Origin of the sequence: Paenibacillus sp. NPDC056579 (assembly GCF_042793215.1) — a bacterium.
Taxonomy (GTDB): domain Bacteria; phylum Bacillota; class Bacilli; order Paenibacillales; family NBRC-103111; genus Paenibacillus_S.
This window is the reverse complement of sequence record NZ_JBHTVD010000001.1, coordinates 1,146,538-1,163,356: the sequence shown is the minus strand read 5'-3', so window position 1 is coordinate 1,163,356 and position 16,819 is coordinate 1,146,538. Positions and strand designations below refer to the sequence as shown.

16 protein-coding genes and 4 pseudogenes are annotated in these 16,819 nt (G+C 44.5%); 13 read left to right on the top strand and 7 right to left on the bottom strand.

The features are described from left to right. Window positions 1-42: 42 nt before the first annotated feature. Window positions 43-333, bottom strand: a pseudogene (locus ACFQ88_RS05265) (hypothetical protein); the annotation flags it as partial. A gap of 232 nt (window positions 334-565) precedes the next feature. Here ACFQ88_RS05265 and ACFQ88_RS05260 point away from each other — a divergent pair. From ACFQ88_RS05260 to rarD, 4 genes are all read left to right on the top strand, one after another. Further along, window positions 566-1,423, top strand: coding sequence for a GNAT family N-acetyltransferase (locus tag ACFQ88_RS05260; RefSeq protein ID WP_239624251.1), 858 nt, complete (start codon window positions 566-568; stop codon window positions 1,421-1,423). A 121-nt stretch (window positions 1,424-1,544) separates the two neighbouring features. Beyond that, a complete protein-coding gene (locus ACFQ88_RS05255; protein WP_239624249.1) occupies window positions 1,545-1,850 on the top strand; it encodes a hypothetical protein in 306 nt (101 codons plus the stop codon). A gap of 106 nt (window positions 1,851-1,956) precedes the next feature. After that, entirely contained in the window at window positions 1,957-2,385 is a 429-nt protein-coding gene (locus tag ACFQ88_RS05250) for a hypothetical protein (RefSeq protein ID WP_379452641.1), read from the top strand. 252 nt (window positions 2,386-2,637) lie between these two features. Beyond that, window positions 2,638-3,516 carry an EamA family transporter RarD gene (gene rarD, locus ACFQ88_RS05245; RefSeq protein WP_379453588.1) on the top strand — a complete coding sequence of 293 codons (879 nt, stop codon included), beginning with the start codon at window positions 2,638-2,640 and terminating at the stop codon, window positions 3,514-3,516. A 300-nt stretch (window positions 3,517-3,816) separates the two neighbouring features. Here the strand turns inward: rarD and ACFQ88_RS05240 are convergent, their stop codons facing one another. Beyond that, the gene (locus ACFQ88_RS05240; protein ID WP_379452639.1) at window positions 3,817-4,809 is read right to left on the bottom strand and encodes an SH3 domain-containing protein; all 993 of its coding nucleotides are present in this window, start codon (window positions 4,807-4,809) and stop codon (window positions 3,817-3,819) included. A 359-nt stretch (window positions 4,810-5,168) separates the two neighbouring features. On the opposite strand from ACFQ88_RS05240, the gene ACFQ88_RS05235 reads away from it, so the two are divergent. Both ACFQ88_RS05235 and ACFQ88_RS05230 read left to right on the top strand, forming a co-directional pair. Then, window positions 5,169-6,248: an ankyrin repeat domain-containing protein gene (locus ACFQ88_RS05235; protein ID WP_379452637.1), complete on the top strand. Its 1,080-nt coding sequence runs from the start codon at window positions 5,169-5,171 to the stop codon at window positions 6,246-6,248. A gap of 232 nt (window positions 6,249-6,480) precedes the next feature. After that, a complete protein-coding gene (locus ACFQ88_RS05230) occupies window positions 6,481-7,032 on the top strand; it encodes an NADPH-dependent FMN reductase (RefSeq protein ID WP_379452635.1) in 552 nt (183 codons plus the stop codon). A gap of 876 nt (window positions 7,033-7,908) precedes the next feature. On the opposite strand, the gene ACFQ88_RS05225 is transcribed toward ACFQ88_RS05230, so the two are convergent. Further along, on the bottom strand, window positions 7,909-9,384 hold the full coding sequence (locus tag ACFQ88_RS05225) for an MFS transporter (protein WP_379452633.1): 1,476 nt from the start codon (window positions 9,382-9,384) through the stop codon (window positions 7,909-7,911). A 165-nt stretch (window positions 9,385-9,549) separates the two neighbouring features. On the opposite strand from ACFQ88_RS05225, the gene ACFQ88_RS05220 reads away from it, so the two are divergent. After that, a complete protein-coding gene (locus tag ACFQ88_RS05220; RefSeq protein WP_379452631.1) occupies window positions 9,550-10,134 on the top strand; it encodes a TetR/AcrR family transcriptional regulator in 585 nt (194 codons plus the stop codon). A gap of 448 nt (window positions 10,135-10,582) precedes the next feature. After that, window positions 10,583-10,906, top strand: a pseudogene (locus tag ACFQ88_RS05215) (phage tail protein); the annotation flags it as partial. Between the two features lie 304 nt (window positions 10,907-11,210). On the opposite strand, the gene ACFQ88_RS05210 reads toward ACFQ88_RS05215, so the two are convergent. Beyond that, window positions 11,211-11,522 (bottom strand): hypothetical protein, encoded by a 312-nt coding sequence (locus ACFQ88_RS05210; protein WP_379452629.1) that lies wholly within the window; start codon window positions 11,520-11,522, stop codon window positions 11,211-11,213. A gap of 336 nt (window positions 11,523-11,858) precedes the next feature. On the opposite strand from ACFQ88_RS05210, the gene ACFQ88_RS05205 reads away from it, so the two are divergent. Then, on the top strand, window positions 11,859-12,116 hold the full coding sequence (locus ACFQ88_RS05205; protein ID WP_379452627.1) for a hypothetical protein: 258 nt from the start codon (window positions 11,859-11,861) through the stop codon (window positions 12,114-12,116). 117 nt (window positions 12,117-12,233) lie between these two features. On the opposite strand, the gene ACFQ88_RS05200 is transcribed toward ACFQ88_RS05205, so the two are convergent. Next, entirely contained in the window at window positions 12,234-12,857 is a 624-nt protein-coding gene (locus ACFQ88_RS05200) for a hypothetical protein (protein ID WP_379452625.1), read from the bottom strand. Window positions 12,858-14,457: 1,600 nt separating this feature from the next. On the opposite strand from ACFQ88_RS05200, the gene ACFQ88_RS05195 reads away from it, so the two are divergent. The 3 genes and pseudogenes from ACFQ88_RS05195 (at window position 14,458) to ACFQ88_RS05185 (ending at window position 15,250) form a co-directional block, all read left to right on the top strand. Continuing rightward, the gene (locus ACFQ88_RS05195) at window positions 14,458-14,778 is read left to right on the top strand and encodes a hypothetical protein (protein ID WP_379452623.1); all 321 of its coding nucleotides are present in this window, start codon (window positions 14,458-14,460) and stop codon (window positions 14,776-14,778) included. 45 nt (window positions 14,779-14,823) lie between these two features. Then, window positions 14,824-15,108, top strand: a pseudogene (locus ACFQ88_RS05190) (PfkB family carbohydrate kinase); the annotation flags it as partial. Beyond that, window positions 15,020-15,250 (top strand): PfkB family carbohydrate kinase, encoded by a 231-nt coding sequence (locus tag ACFQ88_RS05185; protein ID WP_379453586.1) that lies wholly within the window; start codon window positions 15,020-15,022, stop codon window positions 15,248-15,250. The pseudogene ACFQ88_RS05190 and the gene ACFQ88_RS05185, both read left to right, overlap by 89 nt. Before the next feature lie 266 nt (window positions 15,251-15,516). Here the strand turns inward: ACFQ88_RS05185 and ACFQ88_RS05180 are convergent. Together ACFQ88_RS05180 and ACFQ88_RS05175 are read right to left on the bottom strand one after the other, a co-directional pair. Next, window positions 15,517-15,648: pseudogene (locus tag ACFQ88_RS05180) on the bottom strand (hypothetical protein); the annotation flags it as partial. Window positions 15,649-15,724: 76 nt separating this feature from the next. Then, window positions 15,725-15,913 (bottom strand): hypothetical protein, encoded by a 189-nt coding sequence (locus ACFQ88_RS05175; protein ID WP_379452621.1) that lies wholly within the window; start codon window positions 15,911-15,913, stop codon window positions 15,725-15,727. 163 nt (window positions 15,914-16,076) lie between these two features. Here ACFQ88_RS05175 and ACFQ88_RS05170 point away from each other — a divergent pair, with 163 nt between their 5' ends. Next, entirely contained in the window at window positions 16,077-16,799 is a 723-nt protein-coding gene (locus ACFQ88_RS05170; protein WP_379452619.1) for a hypothetical protein, read from the top strand. Window positions 16,800-16,819 lie beyond the last annotated feature (20 nt).

The window sequence follows — 16,819 nt, the reverse complement described above, 5'->3', positions numbered from 1 at the left end:
GCTCTGAATCTGTAGTCTTGAAATTTAAAAACCCTTGACTTGTTATTTCTTCGACGAAGTTTCCGTTTTATGTTCAATAATTTGCAAGACTTTTGGTTCAACAGCTTTTAACAGTTGTTCATTGGAAAGATTGCTTTTTGGAACATCGCCACTATTTTCGCCTTGAATTTGTAAATCAACCTGTGTTTTTGCAATGACATCAACCACTTGTTGTCTAGATACATTTTTAGATGCAGCAATTTCCACAACCGATTTACCTTTTGCTAATTCTTGCTTTAATTCCGTTGGGCTAATTTTTCCTTCTGAGCTTAGAAGATGATCAACAAGTGAGTTTAAATGAGATTGTAGAAATTTTCATTATTCCGAGTAATCGTTCAACTAACGGGAGAACGTTAGTTCGATGAATAACCAAGACGTGCCTGCCGGTATGGATCAGCAGCCGCGTTATACTAACGCGCAGTTTTCCTCAGTGTGGATGAAACTGCTTTTAATTAAAGATTACCTTGTAAATATTTACTTATTTTGTATTATGTAGAGAATGAAACTCGCAAGGGAGAGAGTATGGATGTCTATGATAGTTCGACCTTATAGTTCGGATTTAGAGGATAGTGTAATGAAACTAAGCCATAAAGCATGGGCACTTTTTAAACACAACAAAGATTTTGAGCACCAAAAGATGAGCTGTGTATTCAACGAAGATAGTAAACTCATCACTGTAGGATATGTGCGTCAAGGAATAGCTGATGACCACAACGTAATGGAAATTGTGATTCATGTTAACGAAGAGGGTTCTGAGCGAATTGATGAAGTGAGGAAAATAATATACCCTTCATTAGTTGATATCTGTTTAGCGATTCGTAATCCTGGAAAGAAAACAAAGTTGGTTGCGTGGGATGATTTTGATGGTGATAGAGAATTTTTCATAGAACAAGGTTTTTCTTCCTATCAAAAGTATTACTTTGCAAAGCAATCGTTGAGTGAATGCATTCCTAAATTCAAAATGCCAAGTGGTGTTACTATACGTCATCATCCCATGAAAACAAAAGAGGAACGAGTAAAATACACTGAACTTGAAAATCAGTTTTATCAAGGTGTTGTATATAGAAGCATCAATATGCTGGAATGGATGATGGGGGGACCAGAATTACACACCATTGGGGCGTATGAAGGCGAGGAACTTGTTGGAAGCGTTATGTGTTGGCAAACTGGTGCGGTTGAAAGGTTGTTTGTAATCCCACGATGGGGAAACAAGGGACTTAGTGAGTTTCTAATAACTAAGGCATTTGAATATCATCTAAAACACGGGCGAATTAATGTTGAGACGTTGGTAAATGAACAAGAAAAGGATAAGTTACTTTTGTTGGAATCATTGGGTTACAGTTTTCCTGTGAAACTGGAACTTCTAGCACTCGATATTCAATAAAAAAGACCAAGGAATTATTGAATGTGTGATTCCGCTAACGGGTACAATAGCTCAACACGACGATAATATCTTGTATGTAGTATAGAGGAAGATGATGTAAATTGAGGTGGTCAGGATAAAAATGCTTATTGGAATATTGGGGTTTATCGTGTTAATTTCTATCCCCTTATTCATCTACTTTTTAAAGCCTAAAAGAAGTTTCCGCTCAAGAGTAGTTCTTAAAGAGAAAGAAACATTTACTGTTATGGGCGCTGCAAATAAAGTGACATCATATGAGATTACAGTAATCAATGATGATACAGAGATAATTACATTAGCCACTTATAATCCAGATCTCTTCGAGTCACTCAATATTGGTGATATTGGAATTGCAGTTATAAGAGGGAATACATTGGTCAGATTTGAGAATACCAAAAATAACCGATAATATAATAATCAAACAAGACGCGGCTGCCGGCATAAATCGGCAGCCGTGTTACGCTAACGGGAGATTAGTTGAAAGACTCTACCCATTATTTAAGGAGCTAAATAAGATGAGAGATTACCGAGCATTTTATTCATCATCAAAACATTGTTTAAAATTTCTAATGATTTATCCCCTTGAAAGCGAAAGAGATATAAATGGCGAATTGCAAATAAACGAATTGATATTCGAAAAACGTCCTTTTATTGATGAAGTACCAACAATACATTGTACAAGTCATCCGTTTAATGGTTTCATAAAAGATAGAGAGATAATATTGACTTTCACAGGGGAAGCAAAATCGCTAAATCCTAAATGGAAAGACCCGATGATTGGGGTTATATGGAAGGGATCTTTAGGGTCCGAGGAAATTGTTTTTTCTAATGTAACATTTAACGAACCCTTATATTTTAGAGTTTTAGAAGATGATGAGGCTTATCACCGGATGCTCGTGGACTTAGGTGAGAGATTATTAAATTTAAATACCCATAATGATTAAGCTAACGGGTACGATAACTCAACAAACTGCCTTTTGGGCGTTCCGCCGAAATACCTAAGATTATCTCATAGAACTCGACGAGACGATAATGATGCGTACAGAAGCAATATTCACGGGATGCCATCCTTCCTATAATAAGTGATACAATACCGTAACATATTATTTTGGGCCAAAATATTAATCCCTTTACTTAAACGATAATTGAGGCGTATAATCCGATAAGACATCGGAGTGAGAAGAGGGAAATTGATTATGAACAACGGGTTGGTCAATGCTATTATCGCGTATATCATGTGGGGAGTTCTCCCGCTTTATTGGAAGTTGTTTAACGATGTGCCGGCAGGCGAGATTCTGTCACATCGGGTTGTCTGGTCGTTCGTCTTCATGGGTATTCTCGTCACCGTCCAGCGTCACTGGGGTGACCTGAAGCGGGTTGCGGCTAGCCGCTCGCTCCTGCTGTCGCTCACCGCTAGCGGACTGCTGATCGCTGCTAATTGGCTCATCTTTATCTGGGCTGTCAACAACGACCATGTCGTCGAGACAAGTCTCGGTTATTATTTGAACCCGTTGCTGAACGTGCTGCTTGCGGTTATCTTCCTTCGTGAGAAGCCAAACCGTGGCCAATGGCTCGCGATTGCCATCGCTGGCGCCGCGGTGCTCATCATCGCCATCGACTACGGACGGTTCCCATGGATCTCAATCTCACTGGCCGCGACGTTTGGCTTGTACGGCCTCGCGAAGAAGAAGATCGGACAAGACGCTTCTGTAGGCTTGCTGTCGGAGACGGCTGTAGTCCTGCCTGTTTCGCTCGGCTACTGGATCTATTTGGCCACCGTGGGAAAGACGACGGTATGGACGCTACCTGTATCCACGTTTGTCGAACTGCTTCTTTCCGGCGTGGTAACAGCGCTACCGCTGCTTTTCTTTGCGCGAGCGGCCGCCCGGATGACGCTGTCCACGCTCGGCTTCGTACAATACATCGGGCCGACGATCATGCTGTTACTGAGCGTATTCGTGTTCAAGGAATCGGTCTCGCCGGTTCTTCTCATCGGCTTCGCGCTCATCTGGACAGCGCTTGTCGTATACGCAGCGGCATCAGTTCGTGGCACGAAGCTCGCGAAGGCGCGCTGACGGCAAACACGTCCAGCCACCCGGTACCGTCATAACAGCCATTTCCGTCCGCTGGGGAGGAGATGGCTGTTTTCTGTATGGGGTTAAGCTAACGGGTACGATAGTATAATCATAAAAACAGGAGCAAGCGCCTGGCGACCTGCTCCTGAATCGTTAAAGTTACGGACAAGATACTTACATGGAAACTCATAAATAATTAGTGGTAGCAGTGCTGGGGGATATAACGATAGGCGTAGAGCCCTTGCTTAACCGCTCCATTGCGGTTAGCTATAAGGCTGTCTATCATAAACCCCAGGCCGCTTATAAGCTGCTATCCGGCTGAATCCATAGATCCCCGTTCCAGCTGTGAATACGATACCAACGGTGTCCCTCAGAATCATCCCACTGCTCAAAAGCCTCCACCTTCTGCGGGCTGAGCAGACCGAAAATTGGGTGCGATGTCTGGGGGAACAAATGCAGCTCGGTCAGTTTCGTGAGTTCGATGGTCTCGTTAATCTTCTTCGAACCCAGAGGCTCGGCATAGGCCGGATGGATCCAGAACGTATCTCCATTCTCACCACGTACGTGGTATTCACCATTCTCCGTCCTTTCTAATGCGAACACTTTCTGCGGGGGAATGAATCTCGCATCCGATGGCCGCTGGAGCCGATAAGCTGTATCGTATTCCTCCAAAAAGAGAGTTTCCGTCGGCAGTACCATCTCTTGATTTAGAACCTCTACATTGACCAGCATATAAGGATTGGAGACAAGCCATTGATCGCCGACCCAGGAGGTTTCAATCCGGTAACTGTTGGTCAAATAGGAGTAGGAAGAATCAAAAATCGCATTCGCATGAACCACTTGAGGGGTAAGCACGACGTCTGTTTTGGAAGACTGAGCCGGTTGGCTGTACAACTGTGCCGGCCCCAATAGAAGAATATAGGAATCGATAGGCTTGATGACACCTATCTTCTCCTTCTCCAAGTGTATCCACAGCTCCCCAAGCCACGTCGTCTTGACTCGAATCCAAACTTTCTCACCAGACTCTTTGGTATACCACTCGTTCTCCGCTTCGACGGTCTCCACATCCTGGGGACTGAGTAATGCCCAGGGCTCCTCGGATTCATCCTGCTCGGGATAAAGCGGCGTATCCTCCAGAAGCGAAATAACGGGTGGGATACTCGGCGGCTCAAACTTACTTTGACCAAAAGCATGGGAGGAATTCACCGGATAAACAAGGCTCGTGAAAAAAACAGCCAACCAGACAGACATCAGTACGACTCGGACACAGCGTCTCCAAACCACAGTTCTCACGATAACAAGTTCTCCTTTGCATGAGAGGATTTTATCTCATTAGACGCTTCAAAAGAGATCGGAGTTTCTTTGGACGGAAATTATTGTATATCACCTTGCCTACATCCTACGATGGCCTTTATTGTGAAACTGGTTGTTGTGGTTTAGTTACGGTTGCTATCCCCAACCAACCGACTTACCTGCCTCTTCAGATGTTGCTCCCCTAGATCGAAGGAAATGGTCCATGTATCAGAATAATATTCAGGGAGTAGTTTGCCTGACTGCTCCCTGATTGTCATTGAAGTAACGGGCAGGATAACTCAATGAGAGAACCGAATTGGTTATAAATATAAATATAATGTTAGAAAGGTGAAGACTCCATGATGAATCAAGAATTGATAAATGCGTTCAAAAATAAAGATGTAGAGACTGTAAAATCATTACTTGCTTCAGGCATCGACTTGAATTATCGAGCCTCAGGAACGGCTACATATCTAGAATATGCATGGGGCTATTATAGAGAATATGACTTTACTATTGTTAAATTGTTGATTGAGTATGGCGCAGAAATAAATCATCCTTCATTTCCATCAATTATCTGCGCTTCTGGGAGAGGAAGAATCGAAGAAATTCAATATGTGCTTGACCGTGGGGCAGATATCAATGCAATATCTCATGTCGGAACATCCGCATTATGGAAAGCCGCTTATGATGGACTTATTGATGAAATAAAATTCTTACTCCGTTCAGGTCTAGATATAGACAAGCACGGGGGACATGCTCTTCAAATTGCAGCCAGCAGAGGGAAAATAGAGATCGTCCGACTTTTGGCGGAGGAAGGGGCCGACATTAATTATCAAGTCTTTGATAAACACCCTGACAAAACCAATACTCCGCTTCATAATGCTGCTTTATATGGTCATTTACAGATTACTTGTTTCTTGCTAGAGAAAGGAGCCGACCCTACATTAAAAAACCATTATGGATACCGCGCGTTTTCAATTGCTAAAAGCCAAAAAAATAAAGAAATAATGGATTTAATTGCTTCTTATGAGCCGAAAGAACTGCATGATTTGGATAATAAGATCACGGAATTGAAACGCTCTGGATTGCCAAGTGCAATAATAAAAGAATTAGGTGAGGAAAGAAAGCGTGTTGAACTTCCTGGCTCGAAGTATATGGACTTTATCGAATTTTGTTCAATTATGGATGTTACAGAAATGGAGTTTGAAGGCATTCGTTTGATAAATCTGTTGTTTGACGTTGATGCTTACGATTCATTAGGTTTTTTAGTATGGATTCCATCAAAAAAAGCTCTTGGAAGTTATGACGTTGAACACCAGAATTTAAATATACTTCATGATGCAGATTGGAAAAAATTCAATAAGTCCCCAAGTGTATTTATAGACCGCATTCTCGATGGAGAATATGAGATTGATGAAGCATATGGAATAGAATAGTTAGATATGTCGTTCAACTAACTGGTACGATAGTTGAACGAATAGATCAATATAAACGTCAAGCAGCTTTCTCGGCAGTTCCTTTTGACATGCTCGAGGGTAAGTATAATCACAATTTAGACTCGGCTGCTGCCATAGATCAGCAGGAGATGGTGGAATCATAAACCTATTGACTATGACATTATAGTTATGGTTTATACTTGCGATATCAGTTGAAAGGACGTGGAACTGAATGGAAGAACGACGTCTTGTAGTGCTAAGCATATCCGGAAGTCTTCGCAAGGAGTCTACCAATTCGAGGCTGCTCTTATCTATGGAGGAAATGATGCCTACAGGTGTGGATTTTCGTCAATACAATAAGCTGGAAAGCTTGCCACATTTCAGTCCTGACTTAGATGCTGACAAATCCGAACCGCATAAGGCGGTAGTTGAATGGCGGGAAAATTTGCGGTCAGCGAATGCGATCGTAATCTGTACGCCGGAGTATGCTCGTGGAGTACCAGGCTCGCTCAAGAACGCGCTCGATTGGGTCGTTTCCTCAGGCGAGTTCATGAATAAGCCAACAGCAGTTATCAGTGCATCCCCGCATGCTGAGGGTGGCGCGTCAGCGCTAGCATCATTGATACTGACTCTGAAGATAATGAGTGCAGCGATTCCCGAGCAAGCAACGCTCGCCGTTCCGTTTGTCATTAAAAAGCTAGGACCAGATGGAAGGGTTATAGACGTGGATACCTTATCTTCGCTACGCAATCTCGTTCGAGCACTGTTGCTGCCTTTGAACTAATGGGTACGATAGATTAATAAACAACTGTGACAAGGCCGCCGGCATGAATCGGCGGCCTCGTTACGCTAACGGGCATGTTTAGTTGAAGATTAATTACGGGGAACCGTACCATAAGTGACGGCGAAACTTTTTATGCGGCAATCCGATGAAATACATCCGTCAGAGCGGCCGTCCATTCTCGCGGCATATCGAAAAAGGAAAGGTGATGGCCCGGAAAAGTTACCATTTCGCAGCCGAGCTTCTCCGCTAAGATGGGAAGTGTTACTCAGAATACTGCAAACAAATCGTCACAATATGCGAAGTGTTCGAGATTGTTGTATCTTATATCCGTAAAAAGAATTTAACGATTAAACGATAAGGGGGCATTTCCGTAGGTCAGGAACTTGCGGCTGCTATCGCCATCGAATTTAAGAACAATCAGAAGGTGCTGAATGCGATCGAAGACGAAACCCGGCAAACCATCCTAATGGCTTTGATTCAAGGGACCGACATGCGTGTGGGCGAGATCAGGGGACACCAACGGTTGCCACCAGATCTACCCGGTTCGGTTGGGAATTCACTGGAATCCGTATTGGGGTCGATGCTATACCGGATTTTTGCGAGGTACGTCGAATAGTAAACGATTTAGCCGGGTTGAAATGACTAAGCGACTAGACGGCCGCTTTATCAAGGATACGTACCATTCTATCAACTCCTCATTCGTGATGCCCCAATTTATGCTAGAAATATAGGAACTGACTGGGTACATGGACATTTAAGAAGGACATCCGCTCTGAAACTCAAAACGGATGTCCTTTTTGTGACCTACATTAGCGACTGATGGAAAGATAAAGCAAGTTCTTCAGTGGCCTCGTTGCGCGGTGGGCTTCTTTTCTTTTACGAAAGACGGGCTCCGCTTCGCCTCGCCAGCATCAATGCCAGCGGCAGGATGAGCGCAGTGGCGGCGGCCAGCACATATAGGCAAATGTTAAACGCGTCGGGATAGGCGGAGACCGAGCCGGTATGGGCTCCAAGAGCGTTAAGCCAAACGATGCCGATCAAGGCGATTCCGATCGTAGAGGCGATCTGTATGCTGGTTGTCATGACACCGGATGCGGAGCCGATGTCCGTTGTGCGGATTTTCGCCAAAACGATATTAGTCAGTGGCGCGGCGACGAAGCCTTGACCGATGCCGAGCACAGCTAAAGCGGGGATCCATACGCCAATATCGGATGAAATCCCGGTCGTTTGGACCGCCCAACTAAGCAGCAGGTAACCTGCTGTCGTCAAGATGGAACCGACAGTCAGTACATGGGCTCCAAGCTTCGCGGCGACTCGGGAAGAGAACAGCGATGCGAGGAAATAGCCCATTCCCATCGACCCGATTACAAGGCCTGCTTGCAGAGCTGAGAAATGAAGTCCAAGCTGAAGCATGTAGGCGGCAACAAGGAAGAAGGCACCCTGCGTTGACATCAACAGCAGCACGACGAGAATGCCGAACGTGAACACCTTATGCCTAAAGAGGTCGACATTCATAAATGGGAGACGACCGCAGCGCAACAGTCGCTGTTCGTACCAGGCGAACAAAACCAACACAGGGGCCGACAAGAGCAAACTGACGACCAGGCCGGCGGGCCATCCTTCACGCTGTCCCTGCACGAGCGGATAGACGAGCATCAGCAAGCCGGCCGCGGCGAGAGCGGCTCCGATCCAATCCAGTCCTGCGCGATCAGGCGAGCCGGATTCCGGAATAAACGGAATCAGGGCCAATATCAGAGCTCCGAGCAGAACGCTGATCAGGAACACCGTTCTCCAATCCAGATCCCACAAATTCATGCGGAGAAGCAGCCCGCCGATGATCTGACCGGCCGTCGCCGCGATTCCCTGGGTCGCTCCATACATGCCGAAGATCGCACCTCGACGTTCCGGAGTATAATTGGCTTGAATAAGGGATAAAACCTGCGGCATAAACAGAGCGGCACCGACACCTTGCAAAACGCGCGACGCAATGAGCATCGTGACGTGGGCAGACAAGCCGCAGAACAGAGAAGCGATTGTGAAAAAGGCCACTCCGATGAACAGCATTCTCCGGCGTCCAAATCGATCGCCTAGCCGGGCGCCTATAATCAGCAGAACGGCGAACGTAAGCGTATACCCGGTAAGTATGAATTGTACATCGGCGAAGCTGGCCCCGAGCCCTTGCTGGATTGAAGGCGTGGCCACGTTCACGATGAACGTGTTCGACACTGCCATAAATACAGGTAAAAGCAGAGCCGGCAGCATTAGACGCGATCTGCGACCGTCTCCTTTGGAGACGGGGGCGCGAGTCCGCTCCAACTGGGCGGAAGCGTCCGAAAGTGTAGTATTTGGCATAGAAAGTTCCCCTTTCTCACTACTCGCTTAATTGACTGGAGGCGAGAGGATTTGATATAATACACGAGACAGATCTGTCTGTCTCATCACAATGACATGATACAGACAGATCTGTCTCATGTCAATACACCTTTTTCCAAATTCATATAGAGATGGGGGCTGAGGATGAATAAAGAAACGGCTAGAGATCGTATACTGAGGGTCGCCTCCGAATTGTTTTACAAGGAGGGAATACGAGCGGTCGGCATCGATCGGATTATCAAGGAATCCGACGTTGCCAAAGCAAGCTTCTATCGAAGTTTCGCTACGAAAGATGATCTGACGGTTGCCTATCTCGAAGCCAGGGATGAACTAAAAGTAGAAAAACTGGAAAGACTGAGGCAACTGTATCCGAGCTCCCCTAAGGAACAGCTCGGCGCCCTCATTCGCGATGTGACCGAACAGATGGGGATGCCGGATTACCGGGGATGCCCGTTCTTGAACGCGGCGGTTGAATTCCCGGATCGGGATCACCCCGCTCACGTCAAATTGCTGGACATTCAGAGGAGCTTCTGGACTCGGGTTCAAGAGCTTGCAAGGGAGGGCGGGGCACGACAACCCGAAGAGCTGACTGCTCAGCTGAGGATGTTGTATGAAGGATTCGTCATGAAGAGATACTTGGATAAGTCCGATCTTGATTCGGAGTATTTCCGGAAGGCTGCGGAGTTGCTCTTGGAGAAGCAGATCACTCCGGACAACCATCGCGGGTAAGGGACGATATTCATTTCGCGGTAGAGCATTCCCTTGTGGAAATCGAGTTACCGCATATTGACGTCGATGTATCCGAGCCGTCCACGCAATTCGGTAGAAATTCCTGCTAAAATTTCGGATACACTTACAACCTAAAGAGGACCGGAGGCAACGCCTCCGGTTTCTTTAAAATAAAATGATTTCACCGTTAAACCCGTTCGGAAGAAGGTTAGAGTACCGCATGAGCCCGGCCGTCGGGCAGGCTAGTGATGAAACATGCGGCTTGTGTAGCGTTAGCGATACCGGCGTCTCAGGGCTTCAGTTTTTCGCAAAATGTAGTCCACGGCCTCCACGGGTTCCAAGATGTGTGCTTCATCCCCAAGCGTCCAAATCAAATCCACGATAATTAGGTCGGCGCTGCGACACGCCTCTTTCAGACCTCGACTCCAGCGCCCGTACCCCCTGCTAGGAGAACCTTGACTATGTGAACCGGATTTTGAAAGAGGAACGAGGCGTTGAGTTTGCGGCCAAACCTTTAGAGACGTCACGTTTTCAAGTGGAAAATATCCAATTTACCTACGTCTTTTATGAGGATGGTCTTGGGCTCAATGTCATGTATACGGTAGATGACCCTAAGAAGCGGGCCGTTGGTTTTAAGCTTTCCGAGGGGATGGAGGTACCCGCGGAGTTAGAAGAGAAGTTTAAGTTTGCTAGGCAAAAGTCTAAACTGGCCGGAACGATTTGGGGTTCGTTTTTCGTAATCAAGGGCCGTCCAGCAAAAGGACGGCCTTAAAAATTGCCGTTACAGACAACGCGGGAACCGTATCACAAGTTGAAATGTGAAGCAAGATCATTACACTAACGGGTACGATAGCATCAATACGAAAGGCTGCCGACGAACCGGCAGCCTTCGCTCACCTGAACGAGAAGGATAACGTAGTGACAATATTGTGTTGAGGATCTTCTAAAGCTATTGTCTCAACAGCATTTGCTGATAAATCAAGAAAAAAACGCATTGTCTATGATTGCGACAGTGCGTTTTTTATGCTTTTACGTTTTATTTTAGTGTTTTTACAGTTCCTTATCTCTTCAGCCGATCAATCGTTCAAAGCGGCGATGTCGAACTCGCGAAGGCGTGCCTGGTTGGCAATCATGCCAATCTCGGTGATCTTGCCATCCCCAACCGTAAATTCGAGAATGAAAATCGGTTGGTCCAAGTAGCCTGTAATGACACCTACCGATCCGTTCACGAGCACCGATATCATGCTCTGGGCACGATCGGTGAAATGCTTGGCCTGCTTGGTTACGGCCATCTGAATTGCGAACAACCGGAGCATTTGCAACTGGCGCGAATGCGGGGTCGTTTCGAAGTACCAGATTCGGGTCCAATACCGAGAGCAGTTTCTCAAAGCCTCCGTTACGTGACGCGGCGAGGAAGGCTGATGCCCCGCAGTTTCTGAAGACGATTCGGCACCTTGGACTCGGCGACGAGCGCGGCTCCCAAGCTGTCTCGCTGCGGCTTCGTTGCGTCCAATAATGAGAGCGATCTCCGAGAAAACCGGATGGTTGCGAAACGGAAAACCACCGTTTCGCCGCGGATGAGATTCACGCTCGAAAGATCAAATTCTTTTTAAGCGGTTCGGAAACGCTCGGCCTTTCTCGAAGAAGGATTATTCGAGGAAGACAACCCACCACAAGAAACCCGGTGGTGACGGTGCTATTGAATGATGAATGAGGTGTCTCTTTTGCAAATCGATCACATTATTGTTAGAAATCAATGTAAGATAAAACCAGGGGAACCGATGGAAGTAGAGCTTACTGATGGTACTTTTCACAAGGGCGTCTTTTATCAGCGATGGCAAAAGAAGAACAGCGCTTCTCAAATCGTACTCATCGAAAAAGTGGGAGAGAATCATGAAAGGTTATTTTATCTTGATGAAACAGCGATAAAAGATATTCGTCTCGGTCCGTATGGTGAGCCTCAATTGTATCGGATAAAATAGGGTAGCAATAGAATGACCATTTAAACTAAAAGCCAAGAGATCATAATGATCCTTGGCTTTCTATTATTGACGATATATACGTTAGTTGTTATAGCTTCGTAAATCGGGTAATTAAATTTAGAAAATCCTTAGAACAGAAAAAGCAGCAGAGCGGTATTCAGGGAAATCTACAGTACTTACAGGTACAACAGTGAGCACGTTTCCTGAAATTAAATTGGCTTGAATAACAACACCGGTACGGAATATTCCAGAGTCGATGTCAACATTAATTGCTTCTACAGTAAATGTGGGTCCAAGAGTAGGAGGAGCAGCGTTTCTAAAAACTTGAAATGCAACACTCTCCCCACCACCAAGAGGACCTCCACTAATTATCACGTCTAAACTAGCACTAATTTGATACGTACCATTGAGATTAATCGTTATTTCCCCAGTTGAGATATTAACCGAAGTATTTACAGCAGATCCATCAGAACTATCATACAACACAGGAGATCCAACAATAACTGGTCGTACGGTTTCAAATCCATACATTGACCCAAATGCAGGTGTAAATGCTGGTGGTCCAGTCGGTCCGGTAGGTCCCGTAGCTCCAGTCGGTCCAGTCGGTCCCGTAGCTCCAGTAAGCCCTGTAGCTCCAGTAAGCCCCGTAGCTCCAGTAAGTCCCGTAGCTCCAGTAAGCCCCGTAGCTCCAGTCAATCCAGTCAATCCAGTCAATCCAGTCAATCCAGTCAATCCAGTCAATCCAGTCAATCCAGTCGGTCCGGGCGGCCCTAGAGGTCCAGGAGATCCTATCATATCAACCAAAGTCATCACCCCTTTTATGAACTAATTCAGGTTATGTACAAGTATTCTAATTGTCACGGTACTAGTCTTGCTACAAGCCCATTGTTTGAAACCCTCAGCAGTTCTGATTTCCACTTTTCCAATGATTTCGGTCTTAAACAAGTGAAACTGTATTGAAAGAATATTTGGATCCCCCAGCTCGTTCAGTCGGGAAGGCCAAGCGAATCACCGGCTCTAGGGCGCAAACGCCCAAGACCCGGTAGATTCCATTGGCCTTCTATTCCTCCTTTGCGTTCCGATGAAAAGTCATTCTATTCATCCGATGCGTGCAGGACCTACAAATTAATGAAGAATTTTCTCAGGTTAGATAGGGGGAGCGGGTGATAGTTAAGAGTATTAAAATATCTTGAGCCTCGTATGAATATGCACATTTTAAGACTTTGGTTTTTATAAATGCACGTCGTCTATTGTTACAAAGTCATTGACTGTTAGAGCTTATCCTTGAGAATGTCAAAGTTTTTATGCCGATAAGTGTTAATATGTGCATAGAACTAACGTACGATAGTTGGGCTAATATTGATCGGTTTTGTTTATTTTGTTAATAAAATACCGGGAATGAGGCGCTGTCGGGTGACAAGATCATAGTCTCATTAATAGCCGCGTAAATCGCGGCTTTTTTTATTTTATGAGTCAAGTTCTTGTCAATTCTAATTGATAAGAACTTTATCTCATTCCCGAAATTGACAAGAACTTGACTCATTCCCGACGAATGTTCTCTTATTAGTTAAAACGGAAAAACAATCGGAGCAAATGGAAACGGTATATTGATATTCGAAAGAAGAGATGAATGATACTATCACAATAATGATAATTCCATAATGGTGTTGCATTCTTACGGAAATGTAAGCGAAGGAGCGAAAACGGTTAGACAAGAGTCATTCACTTCATGAAAGTTTCGTCTATAATCCAGACATAATAATTATTTAAGGAGCAAGCAGATGAATAAAATTATAGTTTTCGTGTTAGTGATCGTTGTTTTTGCAGGTATAGGATTTGGAGTAAAACGGTTTGTAGAAGGTCAGCGATCGAGGATATTTGGGGCCACGATTTCGAAGGCAACGAGAGAACACGTCAACCGACTGCAAAAACAGTTGTCGGGTGACAAGAACTTGATCTCATTAATAGCCGCGTAAATCGCGGATTTTTTATTTTATGGGATCAAGTTCTTGTCAAAACAAAATGACAAGAACTTGATCCCATTCCCGAAATTGACAAGAACTTGACTCATTCCCGATGGGTATTCGGCGGATTAAGCTAACGGGTACGATAGTTAAATAATCTGACGACAGCCTGTTCGTAAAGACCGGCTGTTTTTTCGTTAAAGTAACAGGGAAAATTATGTAACTAAGCGAAGGTTATGAACGTCTAAAACACATGGATTAACTTTAATACTCCATATGTTCTAGCCAGGAGTGTGAACCTATGAATAGAAAGTTTATTGTTACTTGCTTGTTATTTGTAATCGGATTTGTTTCATTTTCAATTTGGAGCTATGTCGATGATGATGCACGACGTATTTTGTTTGAGCGACAAAGAGCCTGGGCAGGACCGAGATTTACAAAAAGTGAAACAAATATACATTAAAACCGAAACAGAAGAGGTATTGTTGACGGATGATAGTAGGGTTATCATCGAACTCATGCAAGATTTAAAATACAAGCTGGCAACAAATCAATATTGGTTAGTGAGAGCCAAAAACGGTGATTTCATTCCTTACAACGAAGGAGGCTGGGAACTAGTTTTTATTGTGTGGGGTTGCCTCTTTATTAATTACGTAAAACAACGAAATACCATGGGCCTGTACACGATACGCTCTTGAAGCAGCAAAACAGCGGGGTGTACAAACTTATTTCAATCCTGCACCGGCACCAGAGATCCAAGCGGATGTATATCCATTGTAGATATAATGATTTTGAACGAATCCGAGGCCGAATATATTACTTCTATACGACTAGAGGAAGATTTATCGAATGTCAGACAAGCCGCCAGCCAAATTATTGCCTTAGGAGTCAAAGAAGTTATCATCACATTGGGCGAGAAAGGGTCTCTCTATATGAACCATCAGGAAGAAACTGTCTTTACGAACGGCTGCAGGCGATACGTTCATCGGATCCTTTATCGTAGCCAGGCAACAAGGTATGACGGTTAAGGATGCTCTGCAGCGAGCTAGCGCCGCTTCAGCTATTGCTGTGTCACGTGCCGGGGCTCAAGAATCAATACCCAATGTTGAGGAAATCGCTACCTTCTTGAATGACCATTGCCGTTCTAAAGGTAAGTTAGCAATACAATGATAAGTTTCATGGATACTAATGAATCCCGTATCTTAGGATAGTTAACTCCAATGGTTCTCCTATACTTCAACAACAGACGTGTGTGAACACATTCGTAAGTCTCCCTTGTCTCATGGTTATACATGAGACAAGGGAGACTTACTTTATTATATTTCCCTGGCCGTCTTCCCATCTCGACTGGACTTCAAATATGTGTTAATACAAGAGAATTTTTTGGGGGGGATTTGTTGATCGCACGTATCCATCTCCAATTTAATTGCGTAAAATCACCCGTGTGAGATATCAAGCGTCTCGTAATCCAATCGGCCGAGACAGTATCCCGAGATGTTTGGCTGATCCGGCAATCCGATACCCTGGGGTGAAAAGAGGAGAACATCTTTGCCGTTCAATGAAAAGAAATCGGGACATTCCTACATATATCCCATGTCACCGCTACTTTCGCAGAATACCTTTACATATTCCCAATGGATAAGATCACCGGCAATAAAACAATATTTTTCCGTTATCCCCCAGACGATTTTCGACTAGCATATACCAAGTTCCATCTTGGAAAAATACGTTCGGATCGCGGAAATGGTTATCTTGCCTGATGCCGGCAGGAGGATGCTTGATCACCGGATTTAATTCCGACAATCTGAGTCGCCAATAGGCAGCCTTTCTCATTCCTGGACCTCGGCTTCCAATCGGGCAGATACTGCAGCAATGAGAAGGAGGTTGGGTTATTTTTTTAGTTCTATCAGACTATTTCCTAATTTAGGAAATAGAGGTATTTTAATATAGTAATTGGTATACAATCTATATTTGGAAAGGATTTAAAAATTATTAAATGAAAAGAAAAACAATTTTATCCGTAGTATTGTCTACAACAATGGTATTTGGTGCTGCAATCCCAGCTTTTGCTTCTTCAAGTTCTTCTTTTGAGCCACAAAGTACTGTCAAGACAGCTTCTAATGAAAATGAGAGACAACCGACTAATGTAGTGGCAACTGGTAATGTTGTAAAGTTTGACAGTAAATTAGTTGCAGAAACCAATCTTCTTAATTCATATGTTTCTAAAGGAGAAGACGGCCTTTTGCATATTGATCCAGCCGGAAAAGATGTAGTGAGTGCTGAATCATATGCAATCGTTGAGAATGGTATCGGTATTTTAAATTCATCGTTATCTCAAGGAACTAGTATCATTGAAAACAATTTAGTTGTCGCTAATCCGAATGTAATAATAGCAGCGAAAGGATTTTCAAACACCTATTGGTGGGGTGTTGCCTTAACAATGAACAAAGCTGATACAGAATATTTGGCATATAATCTCAGTCAGTTGTCAACTGGTTATGCAGCAGAAGCCGCTGTCGCTACTTTATTAACTGCAATGTTCCCTAATCCAGCTACTTTCGCAGCGGCAGCAGCAGGCGCTATTGTCTCTGGTGGATGTAAATTGGTTTCAGATAGTTTAAGATACTGGAACACTGGTGCATATGGAACTACATTGAACGTCCATTGGTTACCTGTTCCATACTACGAAGTTACACAAAACAGTTCTTTTCAGTATTAAAGATGCGATGCCACACGGCC

Coding starts and splice junctions, on each gene's coding strand:
- rarD (WP_379453588.1), top strand. CDS start 2,638: ATGAACAACGGGTTGGTCAATGCTATTATCGCGTATATCATGTGGGGA.
- ACFQ88_RS05220 (WP_379452631.1), top strand. CDS start 9,550: ATGAATAAAGAAACGGCTAGAGATCGTATACTGAGGGTCGCCTCCGAA.
- ACFQ88_RS05260 (WP_239624251.1), top strand. CDS start 566: ATGTCTATGATAGTTCGACCTTATAGTTCGGATTTAGAGGATAGTGTA.
- ACFQ88_RS05175 (WP_379452621.1), bottom strand. CDS start 15,913: ATGAGAAAGGCTGCCTATTGGCGACTCAGATTGTCGGAATTAAATCCG.
- ACFQ88_RS05230 (WP_379452635.1), top strand. CDS start 6,481: ATGGAAGAACGACGTCTTGTAGTGCTAAGCATATCCGGAAGTCTTCGC.
- ACFQ88_RS05250 (WP_379452641.1), top strand. CDS start 1,957: ATGAGAGATTACCGAGCATTTTATTCATCATCAAAACATTGTTTAAAA.
- ACFQ88_RS05235 (WP_379452637.1), top strand. CDS start 5,169: ATGATGAATCAAGAATTGATAAATGCGTTCAAAAATAAAGATGTAGAG.
- ACFQ88_RS05255 (WP_239624249.1), top strand. CDS start 1,545: ATGCTTATTGGAATATTGGGGTTTATCGTGTTAATTTCTATCCCCTTA.
- ACFQ88_RS05170 (WP_379452619.1), top strand. CDS start 16,077: ATGAAAAGAAAAACAATTTTATCCGTAGTATTGTCTACAACAATGGTA.
- ACFQ88_RS05225 (WP_379452633.1), bottom strand. CDS start 9,384: ATGCCAAATACTACACTTTCGGACGCTTCCGCCCAGTTGGAGCGGACT.
- ACFQ88_RS05195 (WP_379452623.1), top strand. CDS start 14,458: ATGATGATGCACGACGTATTTTGTTTGAGCGACAAAGAGCCTGGGCAG.